The organism is Acetobacter sacchari, from assembly GCF_017377715.1.
GTDB lineage: Bacteria > Pseudomonadota > Alphaproteobacteria > Acetobacterales > Acetobacteraceae > Acetobacter > Acetobacter sacchari.
This window is the reverse complement of record NZ_JAFVMF010000028.1, coordinates 1-24,041: the sequence shown is the minus strand read 5'-3', so window position 1 is coordinate 24,041 and position 24,041 is coordinate 1. Positions and strand designations below refer to the sequence as shown.

16 protein-coding genes and 1 pseudogene are annotated in these 24,041 nt (G+C 52.6%); 13 read left to right on the top strand and 4 right to left on the bottom strand.

What is annotated here, in order from left to right:
* Nucleotides 1–112: 112 nt before the first annotated feature.
* Nucleotides 113–1,699 (top strand): class I adenylate-forming enzyme family protein, encoded by a 1,587-nt coding sequence (locus tag J2D73_RS18100; RefSeq protein ID WP_207883655.1) that lies wholly within the window; start codon nucleotides 113–115, stop codon nucleotides 1,697–1,699.
* A 318-nt stretch (nucleotides 1,700–2,017) separates the two neighbouring features.
* Here J2D73_RS18100 and J2D73_RS21455 read toward each other — a convergent pair.
* Nucleotides 2,018–2,155, bottom strand: a pseudogene (locus tag J2D73_RS21455) (IS630 family transposase); the annotation flags it as partial.
* A 347-nt stretch (nucleotides 2,156–2,502) separates the two neighbouring features.
* Between J2D73_RS21455 and J2D73_RS18095 the strand changes: the two are divergent.
* The 9 genes from J2D73_RS18095 (at nucleotide 2,503) to J2D73_RS18055 (ending at nucleotide 10,281) form a co-directional block, all read left to right on the top strand.
* Nucleotides 2,503–3,282 carry an enoyl-CoA hydratase/isomerase family protein gene (locus tag J2D73_RS18095; RefSeq protein WP_207883653.1) on the top strand — a complete coding sequence of 260 codons (780 nt, stop codon included), beginning with the start codon at nucleotides 2,503–2,505 and terminating at the stop codon, nucleotides 3,280–3,282.
* Nucleotides 3,283–3,566: 284 nt separating this feature from the next.
* A complete protein-coding gene (locus J2D73_RS18090; protein ID WP_207883651.1) occupies nucleotides 3,567–4,679 on the top strand; it encodes a nitronate monooxygenase in 1,113 nt (370 codons plus the stop codon).
* Between the two features lie 39 nt (nucleotides 4,680–4,718).
* The gene (locus J2D73_RS18085; protein ID WP_207883650.1) at nucleotides 4,719–5,144 is read left to right on the top strand and encodes a Zn-ribbon domain-containing OB-fold protein; all 426 of its coding nucleotides are present in this window, start codon (nucleotides 4,719–4,721) and stop codon (nucleotides 5,142–5,144) included.
* Nucleotides 5,145–5,155: 11 nt separating this feature from the next.
* On the top strand, nucleotides 5,156–6,292 hold the full coding sequence (locus J2D73_RS18080) for a thiolase family protein (RefSeq protein ID WP_207883648.1): 1,137 nt from the start codon (nucleotides 5,156–5,158) through the stop codon (nucleotides 6,290–6,292).
* A 49-nt stretch (nucleotides 6,293–6,341) separates the two neighbouring features.
* A complete protein-coding gene (locus tag J2D73_RS18075) occupies nucleotides 6,342–7,133 on the top strand; it encodes an SDR family NAD(P)-dependent oxidoreductase (protein WP_207883646.1) in 792 nt (263 codons plus the stop codon).
* Between the two features lie 68 nt (nucleotides 7,134–7,201).
* Complete coding sequence (locus tag J2D73_RS18070; RefSeq protein WP_207883644.1) at nucleotides 7,202–7,963, top strand: SDR family NAD(P)-dependent oxidoreductase; 762 nt, start codon at nucleotides 7,202–7,204, stop codon at nucleotides 7,961–7,963.
* Nucleotides 7,960–8,172: a hypothetical protein gene (locus J2D73_RS18065; protein ID WP_207883642.1), complete on the top strand. Its 213-nt coding sequence runs from the start codon at nucleotides 7,960–7,962 to the stop codon at nucleotides 8,170–8,172. Before J2D73_RS18070 ends, J2D73_RS18065 begins: the two co-directional genes overlap by 4 nt.
* 156 nt (nucleotides 8,173–8,328) lie before the next feature.
* Nucleotides 8,329–9,111, top strand: coding sequence for an enoyl-CoA hydratase/isomerase family protein (locus tag J2D73_RS18060; RefSeq protein WP_207883640.1), 783 nt, complete (start codon nucleotides 8,329–8,331; stop codon nucleotides 9,109–9,111).
* Nucleotides 9,112–9,114: 3 nt separating this feature from the next.
* Nucleotides 9,115–10,281 carry an acetyl-CoA C-acetyltransferase gene (locus J2D73_RS18055; protein ID WP_207883638.1) on the top strand — a complete coding sequence of 389 codons (1,167 nt, stop codon included), beginning with the start codon at nucleotides 9,115–9,117 and terminating at the stop codon, nucleotides 10,279–10,281.
* A gap of 897 nt (nucleotides 10,282–11,178) precedes the next feature.
* On the opposite strand, the gene J2D73_RS18050 is transcribed toward J2D73_RS18055, so the two are convergent.
* Entirely contained in the window at nucleotides 11,179–12,420 is a 1,242-nt protein-coding gene (locus J2D73_RS18050) for a YdcF family protein (protein ID WP_207883636.1), read from the bottom strand.
* A gap of 247 nt (nucleotides 12,421–12,667) precedes the next feature.
* On the opposite strand from J2D73_RS18050, the gene J2D73_RS18045 reads away from it, so the two are divergent.
* Complete coding sequence (locus tag J2D73_RS18045; protein ID WP_207883634.1) at nucleotides 12,668–15,085, top strand: TonB-dependent receptor; 2,418 nt, start codon at nucleotides 12,668–12,670, stop codon at nucleotides 15,083–15,085.
* Between the two features lie 825 nt (nucleotides 15,086–15,910).
* Nucleotides 15,911–16,456: a Hint domain-containing protein gene (locus J2D73_RS21305; RefSeq protein WP_369334008.1), complete on the top strand. Its 546-nt coding sequence runs from the start codon at nucleotides 15,911–15,913 to the stop codon at nucleotides 16,454–16,456.
* A gap of 4,406 nt (nucleotides 16,457–20,862) precedes the next feature.
* On the opposite strand, the gene J2D73_RS18035 is transcribed toward J2D73_RS21305, so the two are convergent.
* Nucleotides 20,863–21,258, bottom strand: coding sequence for a hypothetical protein (locus tag J2D73_RS18035; protein WP_207883631.1), 396 nt, complete (start codon nucleotides 21,256–21,258; stop codon nucleotides 20,863–20,865).
* 1,661 nt (nucleotides 21,259–22,919) lie between these two features.
* Here J2D73_RS18035 and J2D73_RS18025 point away from each other — a divergent pair.
* Nucleotides 22,920–23,423 (top strand): Spy/CpxP family protein refolding chaperone, encoded by a 504-nt coding sequence (locus J2D73_RS18025; protein ID WP_207883627.1) that lies wholly within the window; start codon nucleotides 22,920–22,922, stop codon nucleotides 23,421–23,423.
* Between the two features lie 70 nt (nucleotides 23,424–23,493).
* On the opposite strand, the gene J2D73_RS18020 is transcribed toward J2D73_RS18025, so the two are convergent.
* The coding region (locus J2D73_RS18020; protein WP_207883626.1) for an MFS transporter at nucleotides 23,494–24,041 on the bottom strand (548 nt) is incomplete at its 5' end.

The following is a 24,041-nucleotide window of genomic DNA, read 5'->3' as shown; positions in this document are numbered from 1 at the left end:
TAGCACTCTTTACGCGATGCGCCTGGTGGAGACCTCAGCAGAGGATTCACCGCACAGCGAGTGACATTAAACTTGCTATCCAATAAACATGTTTAAATAGAGGGGAATACTGATGACTAATGAAATCAATTTGGAGAAGGGCGTTCCTGTGGCTGTGGAGCCAGTGCCTGGAAGCCTCGAGTTTTGGGCAGCCGAGCGGCGTGATGATATCGCGATCGTGGACGGCGATCGGCGGCTTTCCTACGGCGACTGGAATGACTTAGCCGACGCTTTGGCGGATGCGATGTCCGACGCTGGCCTGGGAAAGGGTAGTGTCGTCGTTGTGCGGTTGCAGATCCGTCATGAATGGGCGATCGTGGCTGCCGCATGCGCGAAACTCGGGTGCGAGATACTAGGCCTTAACTGGCGACTTACGCCCAGTGAGGTGGGCTATATTCTACGTAATAGCCATGCTCAGGCATTGATATGTGACGATGAGCGGCCAGATGCTTTGTTGTCGACGCCGGAGGAATTTCCGCTTCGCCTTCGCGTGTCGTTTGATTCGTCGGTGGGAGGTTTCCTGGCCTGGAACGATCTCGTCTCGAGGCACGCTCGGCCCCGTTTCTCCAAGGAGGAAGCCCCGCTCATCATTTACACTTCGGGGACGACTGGTTTCCCCAAAGGGGTGAAGGTCGGCAAGGTTGCTCCACGGTCATCGATTACTGAGCTGCGTGAATACATGCAATCGGTTACGCAGGTCCGCGCTAGGACGGCGGATGAGATCGTCTTGATTACGTTGCCAATGCATCATGGCGCAGGTCCCGCTACCGTGCGCGCAGCGCTCGCCACAGGGTCACTGATGGTGTTCTTGCGCAGGTTCGATCCGGAGGCAGTCCTCGCTTTGATCGATCGCGAACGTGTCACCAGCTGGACTGCGGTGCCGACGATGTACAAACGGCTTGCAAGCCTCCCTGACGATGTGATCGCCCGCTATGACGTTTCATCCTTGAAGATGCTTGGTATCGGTGCGGAACCAACGACGCCTGAATTGAAGCAGTGGATCGTCGATCATTTCGGCCCAATCTTGTGGGAATCTTATGGCTCGACCGAAACGGGGATGATTTGCGCCCTTATGCCTGCGCAGCAGGCGATCCGCCCTCAATCGAGCGGACTCCCGCATCGACATGTGACCATCGAGATCAGAGATCCCGATGGCCAGTCGCTGCCGGCGGGCACGGATGGTGAGGTTTGGGTCCGTACGCCCGTGACTATTACGAATTATGTGAACGCAGCAGCGCTTGGTCAGGATACACTCGATGACCGCGGGTTTTTCCGCACGGGCGACATCGGACGCCTGGATACCGAGGGTTATGTGTTCATTACAGGTCGCGCAAAAGATATGATCATATCTGGTGGTGTGAACATCTATCCTGCCGAAATCGAGGCTGCAATCTGCAAGCATCCCGCCGTACAGGACGCCGCGGTTGTCGGGATACCCGACATTGAGTTCGGCGAACAGGTGAAGGCAGTTGTTGAGCTCAAACCTGGTGCGTCGCTCGAGAAAGCGGCGCTGCTGTCATTTGTGTCACCGCTGCTGGCGTCTTATAAACGACCGAAGACGGTTGATATTGTCGACGCCCTACCGCGAAATACGATGGGAAAACTGCTTAAACGTGAGTTGCGCGATCCCTACTGGGTGGGGCGTGAGCGTCAAGTTTGAAAGGTGTGACCCGGGAGTCAAGTCATCTGCCTCCGCTTAGAGATTTCCGGGTCACGTTGTATGATGTGGAGTATTGGAAAAACTCTTCTTTCATTATATAATAAAAAAAGAAATCAATTGATTTTCCATCCATAAAAAGGTCAGAGCCTGGGTATCTCTAACTCTCCTCTTCCGAGATGTAGATAGATGTTGTATGCTATTTTCTATACTCGAGTATTGTCGATGCCGATTCTCAGGGCGGTCAGTGGCATCGCATCGGCTCGGGGTGGACTTGTAACGGATGTGTTCCGGTCAACAGAGCTACTAGAGCTTGCATCAGCCGCTTGGACACTTCCTATAGCGCCGCGCCATATTCGTGGAGGCTCGGATTTTGTCGACGAAGATTTACCGTGCAGGATCAAGATCGGGCTGGGCATCGAACCAGTCCTGTCGTCGTGTTACGATGTTCGGTCGGTCGGAACAAATCTTCCCGTCCAAAGCGTGAACCATACCGCAAGAATTTTACGAATCTCCTAGAGACACAATGAAAGGTTCGGATACGCGCCCAAATTAACTTGCTATATGAATAACAAATATATAGTAAATTGGGTCTGAGAGGTTCGGGATGACCGGCGCAGGAGCAGAGGGTGCACGGCGACCTCAGGGTCGTGCGCAGGGATTGCAGGTGGCTGTGACGCCTAAAGAAGCAAACCTTGGGTGCGCTCCTGCCGGGTCGTCTCTCATCGAAATGCGGCCCGCAAGTGCGACCGTATGGTCGCCATCACTGTTAGTGATCAACAAAAACAAAATGAGGAGTAGCGCGCATGAGTGATACGGTCATGCTGGAAAAACGGGAGGCGGTGGCGATCATCACGTTGAACCGCCCGGATCGTGCGAACACATTGAATCGGGAGTTGAAGGAGGCTCTTCAGGCCGCTGCGCTCGACGCTTCGAATGATACGGCGATTCGCGCGGTCATCGTGACGGGCGCCGGTCGGCATTTTTGCGGCGGCGCGGATCTGCGCGAGATCACGGCGGCAACGCCTCAGTTCGCGACGGCGGCCCCCTCGGCAGGTATTGCGCTCGATTGGGTGCCCAAGCCTGTCATAGCGGCAATCAACGGCGCGGCGATGGGCGGCGGCCTTGAGATTGCCCTGTCGTGTGACTTCCGCTTCATAGCTACGACCGCGAAAGTCGGTCTAACCGAGATTCGCTTTGGTGCGCTGCCAGCTGGCGGCGGCACCGCTCGAGCGCCGAGGCTGATCGGCCTGGCCAATTCCAAACGCCTGATCATGATTGGCGAACCGGTCGACGCTGCGGAAGCTCTTCGCATGGGTCTTGTCGACGAGGTCTGCGAGCCTGACCATCTGCTCGCCCAAGCTCTGGAAATGGCGAAAAAGCTTTCCGAGAGGGCGCCTTTTGCCATGCGCACCGCGAAGATGCTCCTTAATGCCAGTCTGGAGGTAGGCCTCGACACAGCGCTGGCCTTCGAGAAGGCGATGATCGCGAAGATGGCGACTCCTGAGGAAATGCAGGCGGCCCGTGATGAAGCTGCTGCTCGCAGCACGACCTATGCCAACATCTTTTCGAAGGAGGGGAGTTGACGGCAATCCAATGACGCGAGGTGCGAGCATGACGACAACGGTCGAGACGCGGGCTGTTTCTATGTCCGTCACATATCCGTTTGACGCGACGGCAGGTGGAAGTGATTTGTCTTCGTGCTCTACTGTGCGCCAAGGTTAGTCGAAAATCTGTTGCGTTAGCGGGAATGGATCGCGCTGATCTAGTCTTGGTTCTCTAGTGCAATGCTGAGCTGTCTTCGACCTCGCAGCCTTGGCGGCAACGCCATCTTCTGGCTGGGGCGGTTGCTGATTGGCGCCACCATGGGGTGGCGCCAATCAGGCCGGATACGCTCCACAGATCATCCCTTTATTCTTGGTGTCATAGGAAGAAGTTATGTCCGGGGCGGCGGAATGAAGGATTTGTTTCACGATACAGTGCGAAGAGGAGCAGTCACGTGACGGCATTGAGTAAAGCAGAAAAAGTGACGTCTATTGTATCGAGTCTCACAATTCCTCTGATTGCAGCGCCGATGTTGCGCGTGTCGGGGCCAGACCTCGTTATCGCGGCTTGTAGGTCGGGTGTGATCGGGGCCTTCCCGACGCTCAATCCCGGCTTGGCCACTCCGCCGGAACGGCTGGAGGATTGGCTGCAAAAGATCACCACTGCGCTGGCCGAGACGCCCGGCGCGGCGCCTTTCTGTCCCAATCTTGTAATGCGCAGTGACAAGGTTACCGAACAGGTCGATAAACTCGCCCGATATGGCACGCAGATCGTCATTACCAGCGTCGGTTCACCTGCGCCGATTATGCCGCAGCTCAAGGAAGCGGGGATTGTTGTTCTGGCGGACGTAGCGACGCTCGCACACGCGCGAAAAGCGATTGACTCCGGCGTCGACGGCCTCATCTTGCTCACAGCTGGCGCCGGCGGGCAGACGGGATGGCTCAATGCGTTTGCTTTTGTACGTGCTGTCCGCGCAATGTTTGACGGCCTCATCGTGCTTGCTGGCGGCATTACCGACGGCGCCTCGCTATTGGCGGCCCGTGTCCTTGGTTGTGATCTTGCCTATATGGGGACGAAATTTATCGCAACTAATGAAAGCATGGCTAGCGACGCCTATCGCCATGCGTTGGTCTCAGATTCGATGGATGACATCGTGCTGACCCGCGCATTCAACGGCTTGTGGGGCAGCTATATGAGGTCGTCCATCATCGCAAGCGGCCTGGACCCGGATCGGTTGGATGAGACGATTTCAGAACAGACCGCGCGTGAGGCCTACGGCGCCAGCGCGCGGGGGCCGCGCCGCTGGACCGACCTCACCAGCGCGGGGCATTCAATCTCCGGCGTGACCCGCATAGAAGGAGTAAAAGAACTGGTAGATAGAATAAGGGAAGAATACGAAGTGGCCTGTCGGACGAAATTTAATTTGCTTGACACATAGCAAATATATTGTCAGCTTTGAGGAAGCAATTTTGAAGTGATGAGAGATACAGCCAAGATGATGCAGACCGGGCTGGGCGACGAATTGTTTCAACCGACCGGGGCGTCTGGGGACTCGGCTCCTCCTGCGCTTTATGGTGGCCGTTGTAACTCTTGCGGTTATGTTTTCTTTCCCCCGCAAAGTTATGGCTGCGAGCGTTGTGGGTCGACAAAAATCGATCGCACGGAGTTGGATGGCCGCGGAACGCTAATCGCCAGCGCCGTTGTGCATAGGCATTTGGACCCGGCGCGACCTGCGCCATTCATCGTCGGCTCGATGGAGCTGGAGCGGAGAGTCGTCGTTCGCGGTTTAATCGAGGCAGGCCAGGACGCATTGGCGCCGGGATGTCCGATGGAAACGATGATCGTGGCCGAAACCCGACCTGATCGCGGTTCGACCGATATCCGTTTCAGGCCGGCCGTATAAAGGACAAGGCAATGGTGAAGATTTTGGGCGATCTTTCGCCAGTCTATGTCGTGGGCATAGGGTTTCACCCCTATCAGCACGCCAGCGACACTCCCTATGTCGCGCTGGGGTTGCAAGCGATCCGCGAAGCCCTGACCGATGCGGCGATCGCGTGGGAGGATGTTCAATCGAGCTATGTCGCGACAGCGTTGCTCGGCATGGCGGCGGGCCGTCCTATGCTGCGACACCTTGGGGCGCATGGCCAACCGCTTGTGCATATCGAAAACGCTTCCGCTTCAGGATCGACCGCGTTTCGTCATGCATGTCTGGAAGTGGGGGCCGGGATCAGCGACGTTGCGCTTGTGGTCGGCGTCGACAAACGGACCTCGCCAGTCTTCCGTGCGCCAACCGGAGTCCCCAGTCTGGCCGACGATGCTATTGTGCCTGCGACCCATTTCGCCTTGCTCGCGGATGAATATTGCAGCCGCCATAACGTCGCCCCGGAAGATGTGGCGCTCGTCGCGGTTAAAAACCACGCGAACGGTGCGCTCAATCCTAATGCCCAGCGGCGTAAGGTCAGGACGCTCGAAGAGGTGATGACCCGGCCCATCGCCGGGACGCTCACTGCTTTGCAATGTACGCCGATTGGGGAGGGCGCGGCTGCAGTCATCGTCGCGTCGGAAGAGGGAATTCGAAGGCTCGGCATTGATGCGGGCAGGGCGGTACGGGTTGTGTCATCGGCGGCCGGCAGCGAAAAGGCTGGCAATCAGACGAATCCCGATACTGCATTGTCGGCGGAGATCATGGCGCAGGCGATCCGTGAGGCGCAGATCGGGCCTCGAGATCTCGACGTGATCGAGGTCCACGATGCGTTCGCGATCGAAGAGCTTCTCTATGCGGAGGCGACCGGAATTTGCGAGCAGGGCGAGTTCATTCCTCTTCTCAAGGAGGGCGCCTTCGACATCGGGGGGCGGTGCGCCATCAGCGCGTCTGGGGGGTTGATCGCCATGGGCCACCCGATCGGGCCGACCGGCGTGGGACAGGTCGGTGAGATTGTTCGCCAGTTGCGGGGTGAGGCGACAGGACGACAACAGCCCGGAGCACGTACCGGGCTGGCCCACATGGTGGGTATTGGAGCGGTCTGCTACGTGCACGTTCTTCAGAAATAACACGTAAATAATACAATTTTTCCAAATATTTGATTCAAAAGGAAGTGCAATGGACGATATATTGAGCCTCGGCGGGCGAATCGCCTTCGTAACGGGGGCAGGTCAGGGCGTCGGGCGCCAAATCGCGCTGCATCTGGCCGCGCATGACTGTGCTGGCGTCGCAGTGAACGACTTTCATCTCGATCGAGCGGAGGAGGTTGCTGTCGAAGTGCGCGCGGCCGGCGGTAAGGCGATCGCGGTTCAGGCTGACGTGACTGATCTCGCCGCCGTCAAGGACGCCGTTGCCAGAACAACCCGGGATCTCGGCCCGATTGGCGTGCTTGTCAACAATGCCGGAAACATGGGCACCAACCCGTCAGAGGACGCGCGCAAACCGTTCTGGGAAACTGGTCCGGAGGCCTGGAATCATGCGATCGGCGTGAACTTCTACGGCGTGCTCAATTGTGTCAGCGCCGTCATTCCAGGAATGATCGAGCGTAAGGCGCCCGGCCGTATCATCACGATTATTTCTGACGCGGCTCGTTATGGCGACGTTGGGCTCGAGGTGTACGGGGGGGCGAAAGCTGGTGCTGCGGGCTTCAGCCGTGGTGTCGCAAGAACGCTGGGTCGTTACGGAATTACCGCGAATTGCGTCGCGATATCGGCTACGCGCACCCCTGCAATCGAAGCGAGTTTGCAGGATGCCGAGCGGGTCAAAAAGGTATTCGAGAAATATATCATCCGGCGCCCTGGGGAACCGACCGACGTCGCCAATATGGTGTTGTTCCTTGCATCGGACGCCAGCTCTTGGATTTCGGGTCAGACCTATCCCGTCAACGGCGGTTTTACGCTGGCGCTTTAATATGTCCCTACCGTGACAGGAGTTATGCATTCTTTTGTAAAACGGGCGCAAAAGCGTAGGAGAATTCCATGATTATCAGTGGAGTGGCCGCCATCGTCACGGGTGGCGCATCCGGCCTGGGTTCGGGCACGGCGGAGCGGCTCGCCCGTGCGGGTGCGAAGGTGACAATCTTCGACCTGAACGGGGAGCTGGGACCTGCCAAGGCAGCCGAAATCGGTGGACATTTCGTCAAGGTCGATGTGACCAATGAGGATGCCGTGCGCTCCGCAATCGGCGAAGCCGAGGGCCTGCATGGCAAAGCGCGTATCCTTGTCAATTGCGCGGGCATCGGGCCGCCTGCCAAGGTCATCAACCGTGACGGCTCTGCCGTTGCTCTGGCGGATTTCGCGAAGATCATTACGATCAACTTGATTGGCACCTTCAACACCATCTCCAAATTCGCCGAGCGTCTGCACGACGCCGATCCCCTGGGGGAAGAGAGAGGCGTGATCGTCAACACTGCCTCGGTCGCCGCTTATGACGGGCAGATCGGGCAGGCGGCCTACGCAGCGTCGAAGGGCGGAGTGGTCGGCATGACACTGCCGATAGCTCGCGAATTCGCCCGCTATGGCATCCGCACAATGACGATTGCGCCGGGGATTTTCTGGACGCCACTGCTCGCGAGCTTGCCACAGGAAGCACAAGACTCGCTTGGCAAACAGGTGCCGTTCCCTAGCCGCCTCGGCCAACCAGACGAATATGCCCAGTTGGTCGAAAGCATTATCACCAACCCGATGCTCAACGGGGAGACGATTCGCCTCGATGGCGCAATCCGTATGGCGCCGAAATGAGCATCGGGGCCGAGCGCATTGCGGAGATGGCGGCGAAGGGCGAGAATTTTGTTTGCACTGTCGTCTCGCCTGATGAGCAAGGCCCGCGTCGGGATTGTCATGACCGCCCGATCACTGGGCTGTTCGTCGAGCTGAAGGAAAAGGCTCATGTCGTTGGCGTCCTGATGCAGCATACCGATCTCGAGCTGGACGAGTTTTTCCATGCGTAGAACTGCGATTTTACTGAAGAAATCCGGGTTGGCGATTTTGCCATGCATCAGGGGGCGGGTGGTCTGTGGCGCCGCTACGTCCGCCCAAGCGGAAGAGCGGACCGCGTGTCTGCCTAGGTCGATCGATCTTGCCGCGTGCGCGATGGAGAGGGTGGGATGACGGAGCGCTCGCTGCTGGTCGAGGTCCGCGACGGGGTCGCATGGTTGACCCTCAACCGCCCTGATGCTGGCAATGCGATTGACATACCGATGGCCCGAGAACTGCTCGCCGCGGCGATCCGTTGCGACCACGATCGGGCGGTCCGTTGCGTCGTGTTGACCGGCGCGGGGCGCATGTTCTGTGTAGGCGGCGACATCGCAAGCTTCCAGGCGGCGGCGGATCGAGCCGATGACTATTTGAGCGAGCTTGCAGGAACCATGACGCTAGCGCTGTCGCGCTTCGCGCGCATGGGCAAGCCGCTGCTGACGCTGGTCAATGGGCCTGCAGCGGGAGCAGGCCTAAGCATGGCGATTGCGGGTGACATCGTACTGGCCGTTTCGTCCGCACACTTTACTTCTGCGTACACCGCGATTGGTCTTGTTCCGGATTGTGGGCTGACGTGGTGGCTACCCCGCGTCGTCGGCCTTCGCCGCGCGCAGGAATTGATCGCGACTAATCGCCGCGTCGCCTGCGAAGAGGCGGTGGCGATTGGTCTTGTCACCCGTCTTGTTGACGACCTCAATGGCGCGGGGGCGGAAACTGCCGCGGCACTCGCATCGTCGGCGACGGCCGCGCTCGCGGCAGCCCGTCGCCTTCTTCTCGAGAGTTATTCTGCATCGTTCGAAACCCAATCCGAACGCGAAGCGCGGGCGATAGCCGCCGCCGGTGTGGGCGATGAAGGGCGGGAAGGCGTTGGTGCCTTTCTGGGCAAGCGCAAGCCGGATTTCAAGGGAATCTGACATATGGCCGAAGCTTACATTGTCGATGCCGTTCGCACCGCGGGTGGGCGGGCGCGCAAGGGCGGATTGGTCGACGTACACCCCGCCGATCTTGGTGCAACGGTGCTAAACGCGCTTGTGGAACGCACCGGCATCGACCCCGCCGCGATCGACGATGTCATTGTCGGCTGCGTTAGCCAGGTCGGCGAGCAGGCGTTCGCATTCGGTCGCAATCTGGTGCTCGCCTCAAAGTTGCCCGACAGCGTTCCTGCCGTCACAATTGACCGCCAGTGTGGGTCATCGCAGCAGGCGCTGCATTTTGCGGCTCAGGCGGTGATGTCGGGCACACAGGACGTTGTTATCGCCGCTGGCGCCGAGAGCATGACCCGTGTGCCGATGGGCTCCAACTACACTCTCCATGCGCAAGCCGGGATCGGTGACGGGCCATGGCCGAAATCAATTCGGCAGCGCTACGGCGTCACGGAATTCAGTCAGTTCCACGGCGCACAGATGATCGCCGATAAGTATGGTTTCAGCCGTGCGGCAATGGACGAATATGCGCTGGGCAGTCATGCCAAGGCGGCTGCGGCGATCGACGGCGGCGCCTTCAAGGCCGAAATTGTGCCGATTATAACCCCGGACGGCCATGTTTTCGACGAAGACGATGGGGTGAGGCGCGGCGGCACGATGGAGGCAATGGCGTCGGTCAAAGTGTTGGCCGAAGGTGGCACGATCACTGCCGCAAATGCCAGCCAGATGACGGACGGCGCCTCTGGCGTCATGTTAGCGAGCGAAGCAGCTCTCAGGCGTTTCGGACTTTCGCCGATGGCCCGCATCGCTAACCTTACGGTTACCGCCGGCGATCCGGTCATCATGCTGGAAGAGCCGATCGCGGCGACACGCAGGGCTTTGGAGCGATCGGGGCTTTCTGTCGGCGACATCGACTTGTTTGAAGTCAACGAGGCGTTCGCTTCGATACCGATGGCGTGGCTGAAGGCGACGGGCGCAAATCCGGCGAAGCTCAATATCCATGGTGGTGCGATCGCGCTCGGCCATCCGCTCGGCGCCAGCGGCACAAAGTTGATGGCGACACTGCTCCACGCTCTCAAGGCGCGCGGCAAGCGCTACGGCCTACAAACAATGTGCGAGGGCGGCGGGATCGCCAATGCCACGATTATCGAGGCTGTTTGACCAAATTGTTTAGCATACACTAGCTCATGATTTGCTGCGACTTTCTTCAAGACATTGGACAGGATGTACAGAATTTAGCGATTCGAGATAGATTTGTGTTCAGCAAGTCGGACAAAATCTCGATGAAAGATCAGGAACGCATTTCCAGACCTGTTGTGCTTTGGTTTGAATGCGGAGTGAGGATGAATGTTCTCCGCTCTTGTCTCCAACGGGCTATGTGCGGCTATTGAACTGCTTCGTCCTGTTATTCCTGTGCGCCCGAGAGGTGGACGCCCCCGGCACTTTCGGCCGTTCGGCGTTGACGGCGATACGATTTGTTCTTCAGAGCGGCATTCCATGGGACTTTCCTCCATTACAGCAGGATGCTGGAGTCTCTCTTGGATGCGCTACTCTCTATTCGGAGAGAGACAGGGCACCCACGCAGTCGTCCGGGAAAGCTCCACGCCAGCAAGGGTTATGATTACAGCCGCTGCCATCGGGCGTAATCCAGCCACACCGTATCGCGAGAACCGGACCGATTATCGGACAGAGTATTCAGCGCTCAGGTAACCAGCGTTTTGAACATCGGCACGGGATCAAAGGACGAGCGGCCGCCTTTGCTCGCATCCGCACAGGTTAGAGTCTTACCCCGATCGGGGCGAAAGACCCAAAATTGACATTCGAAGAAACTCTTCAAGTCGGTTGCCAGGCCCACTCGGCCGGTCAGGTTGCTATTCAGCATCGACGAAGCCAGCCGTGATTCGTGCTCCATCTCGCCGTCATCGCAGAAGGGATTCAGTCACACAAAACCACGCGTAAATAAAGATTTTTTAGAATAATTCACACTCCGCTGTATGAAAAAATATAAAATTGTTGTAAAAAATTTGACAAAAAATCAAATACATAATTCTGATATCTCTAGGGATCTAACGGATCCCATGGGTCTGTTTTGTTGCACTCCTTGTTGGGAACAAAAATTGTCAAAAACGGTGAAAGCCGTTCACTGATCTTTCCCGGTTCACACTTTAATTCGTTCATATTGCGGTCAGAAAAAGTTGAGCTTGAAATATAATCACTTTGAGCACGATCCGTTACTATGACTGCGGGTCTATCCTCTGGGGCCCCAAGGATCTGTAGAGTCCGCGAGGCGTTGCGCAGGTTTGTTGTCGTGTGACGTGCGTAAGGTTCGGTGACAATTCGTCTTGCTGGAATATTAAAATGCTCAATGAGAAAACGCCTCATTTCAACAGCTTCTACGAAATTAGTATGAGCGGGGTGTACCGCGCCACCAGAGACAATGATAAAAGGGGCTAGCCCTTGATTGAAACTTTCGACAGCTAGCGTAAGGCGAAATTTCCCCAACGCTGAGAGTTGTGTGCGTACGTCTTCTGGCCCCTCGCCGGGAACAATGATAGCCGTATAAGGATACCTTTTCCAACTTATATGGTGTGCGAAATCTAACGCAGGAGCGTTCCAGTCGCTCCACAATTCAGAAAACCGAATGGCGTCCATTCTATCGTTGGCGTCGAGAAAAAAAAGAGCACTCATTATCACGTCCTTAAAAAAAGGTTGAGACGCGTCGCCCTGTTGGAATGATCCACTTAGGACTTTTGCTTGCATTCCAATAACCAGATCGAAAAAATCTTTTGCACTTACGTCCACAGAAGCTGCATCTATTTTAGGGTAATGAGGATCTTTCCCCTCACCATAAACAGACAAAATATAATTGATGGCGTCCACATCTAAATCCCATTGTTTTTCGTCATATTTCAATCGAGAGCCTCTTGGAATTTTCTGCAGAATTTTGCCAAAAACCGTTCGCTCATGCTCGCTAATCGCCCATGACCGGATGATGCAAAGTGGTTGTGGCGTACAGGTCGAACTATCGCCTAGTCTTTGACGACGCTCCTGAGATAAGGCGACCATACTTGGAGTAAAAAACACCTCCTTCTTCCATGCTGTGTCTGCCATGATTGCCGAAAGGCGGGGAAATATTGCCTCCTGCAATTTCTGAAGTCTGACGTCATGATAATAAGAAAATTTATTTTCACGGGTTTTGATCGTCATGTAGGCGCCCGCAAGAGCAAAAACCAGCAAAGCAAATGATATACCGACGAAAAATGACGCAGGTTTGCGTGTTTTAAGAGGGATTTTTTTCAACGTGGGCATTCCAGAAATGAGGGTTTGTTAATCCGTAACGATTGGAGGCGACTTACAATGCGACATGGCACATCAGAGGCCTCTCTCTGACACATACAATGAATTTCGACAAAACAGCACAAGAGCATCATAAAAGTTTCATGCACAGAGATTTAAGCCTCTCGTAAAGATCGCCAATGCATCACGAACGATGCCGCGGATACACGTGACGTTTTCTCCCCGAGGCAGTGACCTCTCTAGGATAACAATGACAGATAAATACTTAAAGACCTCCCGGAGCTTCTTCCGAAGGCGACTTCTTTTTTCTTGTATTATTGTGCCCTGTTGTCTTGCTGTTGTTGACGGAGATGCTTTTGCTGGAATCTCTACAAAAATTCGTCCCCATCATAAAGCGGAACTCCCAACAACAGCGGCGGCGCAACGCAGTCGACCGGCTCGCGTAAGCAAGTTTGTATCGCAGTCGAAGGCGGAAGAGTTCAGTGTGCGTGCGCCGCGACATAATGCTGGTGGGGGACTTTTGGTCAAGCAAAGCGCGCCTGTTTCTGTGAGTGAGGTGTCGCGAGCCTATATTTCCAAACAAATTCCCACTATCTCGCCCACGCAGCTGATTGCCAGCTTGCCAGGCGTTCAGGCAGGTAACGAAGGTCCTATCAACACCGAAACCGAGACCATGCACATTCGAGGCCTCGATCAGTCTCAGATCGGGTTTCTGTTTGAAGGCGTACCAGTTTCAGATGCGTTCAGCTATGCGCCATGGGCGACGTCCATGGTCGATAATGAAAATCTTGCTTCCATCAAGGTTACACAGGGCTCTGTTGATCTTACTGCTCCACTCTATAATGCAGACGGAGCAATGGTCTCGATGCAGGAGATACGCCCTACAGATGAGTTTGGCGGATATATTGATTTGTCAGGCGGAACGCACAGTCTACAAAAGCAGTTTCTCCGTTTGAATACGGGCGAAATTGGTCACAGTGATGTCCGTGCATTTGCCTCTTTTTCTCACTCAGGGGCTAATGTGTGGCGCGGACCGGGGAAAATTGAGCGCTATCATGTAGACGCCAATGTTGAAAAGCAATGGGCTCCAGGAAGCAGCACAGACATCATTTTTGGTTATACACGCTCGCATCAAAATATCTATAGGACCTCAAACTTGGCGCAGTGGAAGAATTATGGAACAAGTTTTAATTATAACGGAATATATACCGCGGGAGATACGAATTATTACAAATTAAACGAACGATTTACAAACGTCTTATTCAGCGCGATGCACAACGATTTCAAATTATCTGACGCCCTGACGCTTCATATAGAACCTTATACAACGTTCCAGAAAGGTCCAAATAATTATGGATCAACCATTCCTGTTGCGGGAGGTTATCTCGGTACCGAGAAGTATGGCGCTTTAGATGGTTACCAAGGTCAATCCGGCAAGGTCACTGTTGAGAGTGTGCATCCCTGGAGGCAAAACACCAGTGGCCTTACGACCAATCTTGACTGGAAGGCGGGGCACAACACGCTTTCACTATTTTATTGGTACTCTTACGGAAATCACACCGAGTATCAGCACCAATACGCTTTGTCTCCGTCTGGAGCCTGGAGTTACGGCGATAGATATTTGACGGTTAATGGGGTGCCCATTACGGGTTATCAGGAAAATACAGTTCAACAAGTCAATGCGATTGGTCTGGACGATAGCGTGAGTTTGTTGGGAGATAAGCTCCTGATCGACGTTGGATTCAAGGTTTCCATGGCGTCTGTCAGTGCGACAGAAAACCTTCCTGGCTCTGTCCCATACAAGGCCGGGAAGAGCTACTTCGAGCCCACCCCGCAACTGCTCGCCAGCTATTATATCACAAAAAAAGATCAAATTTACTTGAATGCGACGACATCCTACCGACTGCCATCCGGGTGGAGCCCTTATGTTCCGCAGTTTTCAATGACATCGGCGACGCCCTCCAGCACGCCCTCAAAAAATCTCGGAGCAGAATACTTTATTGGTCAGGAAGTCGGCTACCGCCACAACGGACCCATTAATGTTTCCGCTTCGTGGTTTCATTACAATCTCACCAACCACCAGATCAGCAGTTCATCCTACCTACCCGGAACTAGCGTACTTATCAGCACGCAGATTGCCGCAGGTGGTGAAGAGGCTTGGGGTTTCCAAGGAGAAGTGGGGACCCGGCCATGGCGTCACCTCAGCGCTTATGCGTCTGGCCAGTTTCTACATACTCGACTGGGAAATGATGTTGACGCTGGAACCGATTATCTTACGACAAAGGGAAAGAGGGATCCCGGGGCTCCAAAATGGAGTGGCGCCGTGGGTCTGACATATGATGACGGTATTTATTTCGGAAACTTTAACATTCGCTATCAAGGTTCCCAGTATTCTACATTAATGAACGACCAGAAAATTCCTGGATACGTCACGGCGGACCTGAACATCGGCCGCAGTTTGCCGTCGTTCAACACGCGGCTGCATCCAAAAATCATGGTTAACCTCGTCAATATGGGAGGTGTGAACTACTTGTCGTCCATCAGTGGATTCGGCCTCACCGCCGTAAAGCAGAAAGGCATTTTTGGAAACACAGTCAACGCATCTACCCCGAGCTACATAGTTGGCTCAGCATTTACAGCGGTACTGACAATTTCGTCCGATTTTTAAAAGTACCTTTAAGAGGAGGTGATAATACGCCATTTGATCTCTGCTTTAATCGCGGTGCTGGTGATTGTGACGAGACACTGCGCAATCTCGCCTATGCCCTCGCGACAGTCTGCCTTTTTGCATCGAGTCAGAACGAGCCCCCGAATTTGACCCACTTTTACCTAGGGTGTGTTCTGTAATTTCGTGGATAATGGATTCAGTAAAACTGAATGACGTAAGTTCGGAAGTCGTACCCCTCTTACGTATTAGGCGAAGAGTGCTCGTTGGGGGTCCCGTCCTGTCCCGGTACGGGAGGGCGTGGAATAGCGACGGCATGATTTGTGCGAACTGTTCAACGGATTGCGTTACGTGATCCGCTACGAGATCGCTTTGCATCATGCCGAACGATCTGCTGCCTTCACGGTTCGCTGTATCTGAATATCTTGCTCAGTACGCGTTACGGCCGTTGAGGCTGGCGTAGATTACGATCTTGACCTCGTTGAGACGCCAGAAGCCGCCCCGAATTTGTGGCTCCAGCGGTGGCTTGTCACACACAACATGACAATCCCGCGCCATTTGCAACGCACCGTAGACGTGCTCTTTCCACCCAACCTCCTCAACAAAGCTGACAGGACAGAGCCGCTTCCTCCTCCTCGCGTCGAATAAAGCATAGCGCAAAAATCAGATTCAAAATCATCAATCAACGCACTGTATCCCCGAAGTTGAGAGGTTGGAGCCCAAAGCAACGACGTTTCGCTCCGTCCAGATGAACGATTGAAACATAAAAATTAGATCAATATTATTCTATATTCTTATTATTTGAATAAATAATAAGAATATAGATTCATTAGCGATTCAAGTCTGTACGTCGGAAATAGCGTAAAGTTCGATTCTCACATAACTAATTTCAACGCCAATTCATATATTAACTTCGATCTGGCGGCTGCGACGGAGGACATAACGGGTGAATCTCCCGTATGGACTGAAAATTCTGATGGAAGTTATACATTTTCAGTAAACAAAAACGGAACAATTATAACGTTAGCTACGAATATATCTTTTGCTTCGGGCGTAACTCCAGACGATATAACGTGGGATAGTGAAAACGACACGTTTACATGCTTTCTTGGCGGGTCGATGTTTCGAACGCTATTCGGAGATGTCGCCGTTCAAGATCTGAAGCGTGGCGATAAAGTTGTCGTGCACGTCGATGGCGCGGAGAAATTTCGCCATGTGATTTCGGCAGGGCGGGCGCAATGCAACGTTCGACCAGACCTGCCCTTGGATCAGGCGGGATATCCTGTTCGTATTGTTAAGGACGCAATTTCTGACGGCGTAACCTTCAGGGATATGTTAATTACCTCCGAGCACTGCTTGTTTTTTCGGTGGTAAATTTGTCCCGGCTCGGATGCTCGCGAACGGCCGTTCCGTTTTCTACGACACCACGATCACATCCTACGAATACTACCATATCGAAATGTAAGAACACTCCGTCATTGTGGCCGACGGGATGCTCACGGAAAGCTACCTCGCCACAGGAAACCGTCGCGCTTTCACTCAAAGTAGGAATGTCGTGTCCATTACACTACCTCGCAATCCGCGTTGGGATGACGCTGCGCCCCCTCTGGCAGTTTCTCGCGAAGTCATGGAGCCGCTTTTCCGCCAACTCGAAACTCGCGCTGGTCTTCTGGCCTGTCAGGTCCGTAATGAGGCTCAGCCTACGACGGATGAACCCGGCCTGCATCTGATCGCAAATACAGGTGTCTCAATCCATTCGACCCGCGAGGATAATGGGCGGGTGATGTTCATGGTTCCGGCGTCTGTCCAATCTGTCCGGATTATGTCTCATGCCAGTCGGCCTTGTGACGTTATTGGACCGTTTGTCGACGACCGTCGACGGTTGGGTGTCTTAGTCGGCGAAATCACACTTTTTGAAGGTAAGACGGCCCGGACACTGACGCCTCATCTGCAAGAGGGTGACTTGGCGGGGTGGAGTAGTCTGGAAGGGGCAACGCCCGTTGGACGTCTGGTAATGCTCTACTTCCGTTTGGAGAACTACCGATTGGAAGAGGTGCCCTGGTGGTTTTGCAGATACGCGCTGCCGGTCCTTATCTGTTGATAGACACGCAGTCTGACGACGCTGTTCTCCAAGCTTAATATGCAGAGATACCTTGGCGATACCGGAACGTCAGGGCAAACTTTTTTGCGATGAATTTTCGTAGAGTGTTTCGTCAGTTATGAGGGGGTAGAGACAAGTTGTGCTGCTGCAGGGTGGGTTGGCTTCAGCTTGTTGTCGCGTGTCTCTACGCCTCTGCGTTGCATCAGCCAAGCGAAACGGAAATTGATAATGCTTTTACCTTGCAAGGTTATAAAACAGGTAATTGTAAAAGATTCTTGTTTTGAAGGTTTCCCTTCCTCGTGGTACTGCGGGGACCATGAAGCAACTCGTTTTCTTTGGTGTTAGGGAACGGTTGCTCGTTTTGCGAAGTGAGCGATTAGCTCGAAGTTCTTTTCTTACCATGAATTTTGAAATGCTCAGGCCCCATCTAAGCGAGGTTCCCACCGGTTCAAACGGATATTAAAAGCGGTGGCCTAAACGTTGACGCCGTAGCAATATTCAAAACTCCAGTTATCCAAACGTCGAATAATCTGTTCGTCGAACAACGTGATTGTCTGGACCATAATCGCTTGCCGTTCAAGAGTCTTTCGATCAAGACTCGTTTGATTTGTGATTTTTGTCCCTTTCTTGGAGTAGGGAGAGAGTGAATGCGTCGGCATTGTCTGAGCGATGGTCAGTAGGAGCGGACAAAAGATTTTTCCTAGATCGCGAAGGTCATGTCGGTAGGACGGCTGCAGATAGCCGTCTGTTGTGGAAACGGTCCGGTATCGTTACCGTGGCTTAGGGAAAGGCTGTGGCTCTTTCCGTGACACCCGGGTAAAGGGCGGACATCGTTGAAGCAGAGCCACTGCTCGATGGAGTCGACCTCCAAGCCTTCATCGCCGACAAGGCTTATGACTACGATCCGGTCATCGAAAAGCTCGAGCATCAGGGGGGTACGCCGGTTATCCCGTCAAAGAAGAACCGTATCTGCCCGCATGAAATCTGTTTTTCAATATATAAAAACGGAACTTCGTTGAACGCTTTCGCGCGCAGCATGAAGTCGTGCGAAGGTGCGACGACACGCTGAAGTCAACTTTTCTCGCAGCCGTGTAAACTAGCCTCCGCCATCATCGGAGTTTACTGGCAACACACCCTAGATAACGATGACATGACTTCAAGCGTCTAGACGGATAGATTCATAGCTGAAAAATCAACGATTCTCGTGCGTAGAGTTGATGACTAGTCTCGAATCATAATTTCAAACTTGTGCGATGCTATGATTAGAAATCATAAAAAATCTTTTGCATTCGCATGGTTGAGAAGACCCACTCAATCATGCGGATAGGATCGGCCCAAATTATCTATAATACCCGTTGGTTTACCCCCTTGCGCGCATTGGCGTCAAAGCAGGTTTATTCTGCGCAGTGTATTGCGCTCCACACATAAGTGTAAAACGAAGATTATCACTCATAATTACTGATCAGTGTTTTTTGGCCGAAGTATTGGAAATAACGGAATTTAACTTCCTATTAATCCAAGAAAAAAACTTGTTGGTTCTTTTCTGTTTTCCTCGTTGGATGTTTTTGTTCTATTGTCAATTTCCATTTGATAGGAAAATTGTGGGACATTTGTGTCTTTATCGATGCAGGCGTGCAAAGAAAAACTTTCCCAACTCATTTCGTTTTTCGAGGTGAAAATTATTTTTCTTCCTGGGTCGGACATAGCGTATCCATGAGTCGTCTTTATTCTGAACAAATCATTCATGAAATGATTATTATAAAATATATTTTCGTTTTGTTTTTTCTATAGGGGGTAATGTCAATAATTCGCAATTTGTGCACGAATTATTAAGCAAAACTTTTCCATTTTTAAAGTATAGATAGAAAATTTCACCGAAAACGTAAGTTATAATTACGATATTGTTTTTGATTTTTTTGCAAAAATTGGTACAGAAAAATTATTTGTTTCATAAAAATAATTTGACCAAGTCAAGTTGTTTTCAGGTAGAGAATAATCTAATATATATCCGTGAAAATCCATAATACGAAAAATATCTTTTCTGAAATATTCCTTGCTTATTTTATATTTTTTGTTAGACAAATGTATCCAGATATTACAAAAAAAACCTCTACTTCCCTGGATTTGGTATACATTTTCTTCCTTATCAAACGATTCATTAGAATTGAAAATAAAAACTTATGGGATGAAATATCTCTGTAACCAGAAGATTTAATGGTTATGAGTTTTTTTATCATTAGAAAACAATAATAGGAATGCCTTTCATGAAAAATATTGGAAAAGGATTTTATTCTATTTTAGTGCCCCCTTCTAATTTTTGATATTAAAAAGCACGCCTCCCGCATGTCGTCTTTAAGCATTGACGTAACAATGTTTTTTAAATTTTCAGATCCATGTAATTGATCGAAAACGACATGGCCACAGTGTGGAAATACTGATTCTCTAAAAGAGAATAGACTTCTTAATTTTATTACGTTGTATTTATCTAAGTTGTTGTATGGATCGTAACATATAATGATATTATTGTTGGAATATTTTCCGGTTATGCACTCATTTTTCATTGCTTCTGTGTAATTCTTTTCTATTATGTCATGCATATTTCCGCCAAGTAAGTGGCTTCTGAGTTCAGGTTCTTGCGTATCGATAAGGTTTGGATCTATCGTCCATTTGGGAGACAATGCTAAAACACTATGAATATTAAGAAATTTTGAATATTTAATCGCCGGGTATGCTCCCATGGAAGGGCCGGTGGCTATTATTTTTTCATATTTTTGAGACAATTCTCTTATTTTTAAAATAAGTGCGTCGATCTCATCATTTATAAATCAGTCGTCTTTTTTTTGTTGTCAAGTTAATTGCTGAGATTTTGTTTTTTGAATACGCTCTCTCCAAAAAATGTTTTTGTTGCGAGGTGTGTTTGTTCTCTAGCTGTGAAGGTTAGAACGCAATATGCTATCTCCCTCATGAAAATGAAGAACCAGCTCTCTACCTTCCATAACAATCATAATTTGGGTCCTGAAAACGATAGCGATTGTTAAAAAAAATAAAATTATTTTTAACATATGTCTTCCAGTTGTTCTGAGTGAAAGTTCAACTTGTCGGAAAAAAATTTCTGGTTGGAATTGTTCATGTCACTTTTTGATGTTACATTATGTAACCGATAATTTTATTCTTTGATCGTATAGAGTGTCGAAATAGACAGTGGTCCGTTTTGGGTGTGCGTGACCTGCTTCCGAGTACTTGCCAGATGAAAGTAGAGTATTCTCAGAAGTCGATCTGTCGGAGGGGGCAAAATATTTTTTATAAATATCAACAAAAGCACTTTGAATTAGGTTGGGAATATTGGTGTTCCCATTGTCTCTTTACATGTTTTGAGAATCTGTGCAGTAAAACGGATCCGGTAGATACGCCAAAACGCAGCGCATGTCGCTCGACGATGACATCATCCATGGTTCTGGATGCCATGGGAAATTTGCAGCGAAAATGCTTCTCGTCGCGGCGCCATCCGCCGAGGTAAAACGGCGGATGGTAAGTCTGATTAGTGAATTGCGCACGAATTAGCCGATCGGCGGTGAACCGAATCAACTTCCTTCGTTCCGTGCGTCATTGAGCAGCTTTTGGATGGTTTGTTACACTCAATTCCGGGGGCGATACTGAAGAGCGTGTTGCTCTGCGGCGGTTAGAAAATGTCCTTAATAAGATCGTCGCCGATACCAAATCCTGCACCAGCCGCGATAGATTGGCCGAAGCTCGAACTCAACAGGTTACCAAGAAAACTTCCGGATTGTTGCGGTGCGGGAGCTTGTGGCTGTGGCGCATATCCTGCAGGTGCTTGCTGCGTAACTTCTTGCGAGGCCGCGGTATGCAGCGATTGCAGAAGAGCGACCACCTGCTGCTGTTCGGCCTGAAAGGAAAGCGCGATTTCTTTCAAATCCAGCCCCCACTCACGGGCCTGACTGTCGCCTCTCGCTGCTGCGGCCTGCAGCTTCCCGGCAAGTGTTTGAAGCGCCTGCGCAGATTGTTGCGCCTGAGCCTGAAGTTGGCTGTAGGTTTGGTCTATGATCTGCATATCCATGAATTGACATCCTTTGACACATTTAAAATGAGACTTCTAACTGATTGGTAGGCATTTGTCAGCGGGGCCGGGCTGTTACGCGTCACCACGTTCCTGTGGCGTTTGCGGGAACGCTACCGCGTGATGCTTCGCTCATTGCGGTGATTCAGAGGGGCCGCGTCGCTAGTTCAGAACCGATGCTGCGGCGCTCTAGCCGGGTATCTGTGGCTAGAGCCGCTTCTCGCCGTTCTGATGCGAGGCACACCTACACGTTCGGAGGAGGGGGGCTGCCACCGTGCTCTCATGTTTTTCTAATGGTGTGTTAAGCCGAAGGTCGTCTGTGGTTACGTAATCTCTCCAAGACCCACAGCATAGGCGTCACGCCGAACGCATAAGGAGCTGCCACCATAGCAACGTGATCAACGGATACGTAAGCTGGATCCATTCCGTCGCTATCGAGAACGATATCTTGAAAAGGCGGAAAGGTTGCCAACTCGTTGCGGCTAAGTGCAAGTGTGGCGGGGTGCTTGAACACCAGAAACGTTTCGGTCGATTCGTGGCTTTAAATCACATCGGTCAGCAAGCGCGTCGCGAGCAGAATCGCTGACGTCGCTACGAGAAATGTGGCCGCGCGACGCATGATTACAGCTCCGCATAGGCTCAGTTACTTGCCCAGCGGAGTGCTTGCGAATGCTTGACACAACGATCAGCTATCGAAATCCAGTGGCACGAAGCTCTGAACGAGGCCAACCGGATCAAAGAACAGCATCTCCTGACTCTGTAAGAAGGAGTTTCTGAGACGTAGTTCGGGGAGATGAATCATGCCTGGCGGACGGCCCCAGAGCCTCTGATCGAGCATTGCCTGTCGGCGTAAGAATAGACGGTGTGGTGACGGGGAGGCTCTGGATAAGTTAGGCTCCTGCCTGATCGTGGGTGCACGGCAGGAGGACACGTTTCAGACACAGGGCCGCCCTGAGTGTATCGAGTTGCAACTTCTTATGCCTTGCTAGGCCTCAACGTAGTGTTAAGTCAGCGTATGTCGTTTTGAGGGAGTCACGTTACAGTTCTCCTGCCAGCATGTTCGTTGTAGCCCGCGACTTGGGCGGGTCACCCTGACCTCGGCTGAATCGCCCCGATAACGCCTGCTCGCCGAAGCTTGTGAAGTCGCAACTGACCCTGCAAGAAGAGCGTCCCGCCTGTCCGCGCTGTAATTTTGTGGCCATCGGCTCCGTCGGCTCTTTTCGTTTTAGAAAATCCCGTAGTCGTCGCCAGTTCGTCGAAGCGGGCCGCCGAGCGCCGAAAGGCGGACTTTTGCCGCGGCACGCAATATAGAGCTTTCCGTGCCTTCCAGTTTTTTCAACATTGGTTGGAAGATACCCGAAAATATTTCCTCCAGTGGCGAGCTCAGGTAATCTGAGCATGCTCACGGGAGGCGGATTCCGCTGCTTGAAGCGCGGTTCCTTCTAATTCGGGAGCGACGCCGTAATCCCGTTCGAAATCGCGCCAACACTCATCCATGAAAGACAGTTAAGAGCACGTTCACTTCAGATTAGATCGTTACATCGGTCAGCCGTCTACTTACATTTCGTATCAATGCTGGGTGGCGTCGTGACGCATACTTGGGTTGTGGTCATGTAAATCGGGCGAGTGACTTCGGATCCCGCCCCTCAGGATGGAAAACGATGAAGCGGACTTTGCTTGCAGTAATGCCTACGATGGCGATCGCTCTGGGCTCTTTTGGTCTGATCGGTTGCGCCGTCGCCCACGATCATCCCCCCATGGAGGCTGGCCCGGGCCCTCATGGTCCCGGCATGGGCGGACCTGGCTTTCCGATGCTCGAAGGGCTCGATCTTACATCGAAGCAGAAATCGGCGCTGCATGACATCTTCAAACAGGTTCATGAGGACAAAAAGGACGCTCGTGATCAGGGACGTGATATTCACGAGCAGATCACGAACATCCTGTTAACCCCTGGCGCTGTCGACAAGACGCAACTGGCGACGTTGCAGCAGCAGGAAGAGGCTCTGCACGCGAAGGAAGACGCCGCTCGCCTGGACGTCGCCGTGAAAATTCATGATCTCCTCACGCCGGAACAACTTGCTAAGGCGAAGGCGCGGCACGATCAGGTGTCCGCACTTCTCAAGCAACTGCACGACATTGAGCGCCCCGGACCGCAGCCGGAATAGTTTTCCAAACACGCTCATTTTGTAACAATTCTGGAGACCGCATGCCTCCAGAATCGGCGCCGCGATGACCTTATCGTCGCGATGACGAGAGCGGCGGCGCCACGGCTTCCAAGGATTGGCCCTCCGCGTCGACGCCCCATTTCAGGGTGACGGCCGCCGCCGCCAACATCAGAATCGCTGAAGCCAGATAGCCGCAAGCAAGCGGCACCGGCCCGGGCGCTTCGATCAGCCGGCCGAATAGCGTCGGCGCCGCGACGCCCCCGAACAGTGTGCCGACGGCATAAAACAACGCGATGGCCAGAGCGCGCATTTCCAGCGGAAATATCTCGCTAGCGGTGAGGTAGGCGGCGCTGGCTGCGGCGGACGCGAAAAAGAAAATGGTCGACCAGAAAACTGTCTGCGTAAACGCTGTCAGAACGTTTTCGCCAAACAGCCAGGACACGGCCAGCATGAGCAAACCGGAGACCCCGTAACTGATCGCGATCATACGCCTCCGGCCAACCGTGTCGAAAAATCGGCCCAGCAGGAGTGGTCCCAGCAGATTGCCGAGGGCGAGCGGAAATATGTAAGAGCCTGTTTGGAAAATCACGGGTGAGCATTTCTGCGCATGAGATTGGC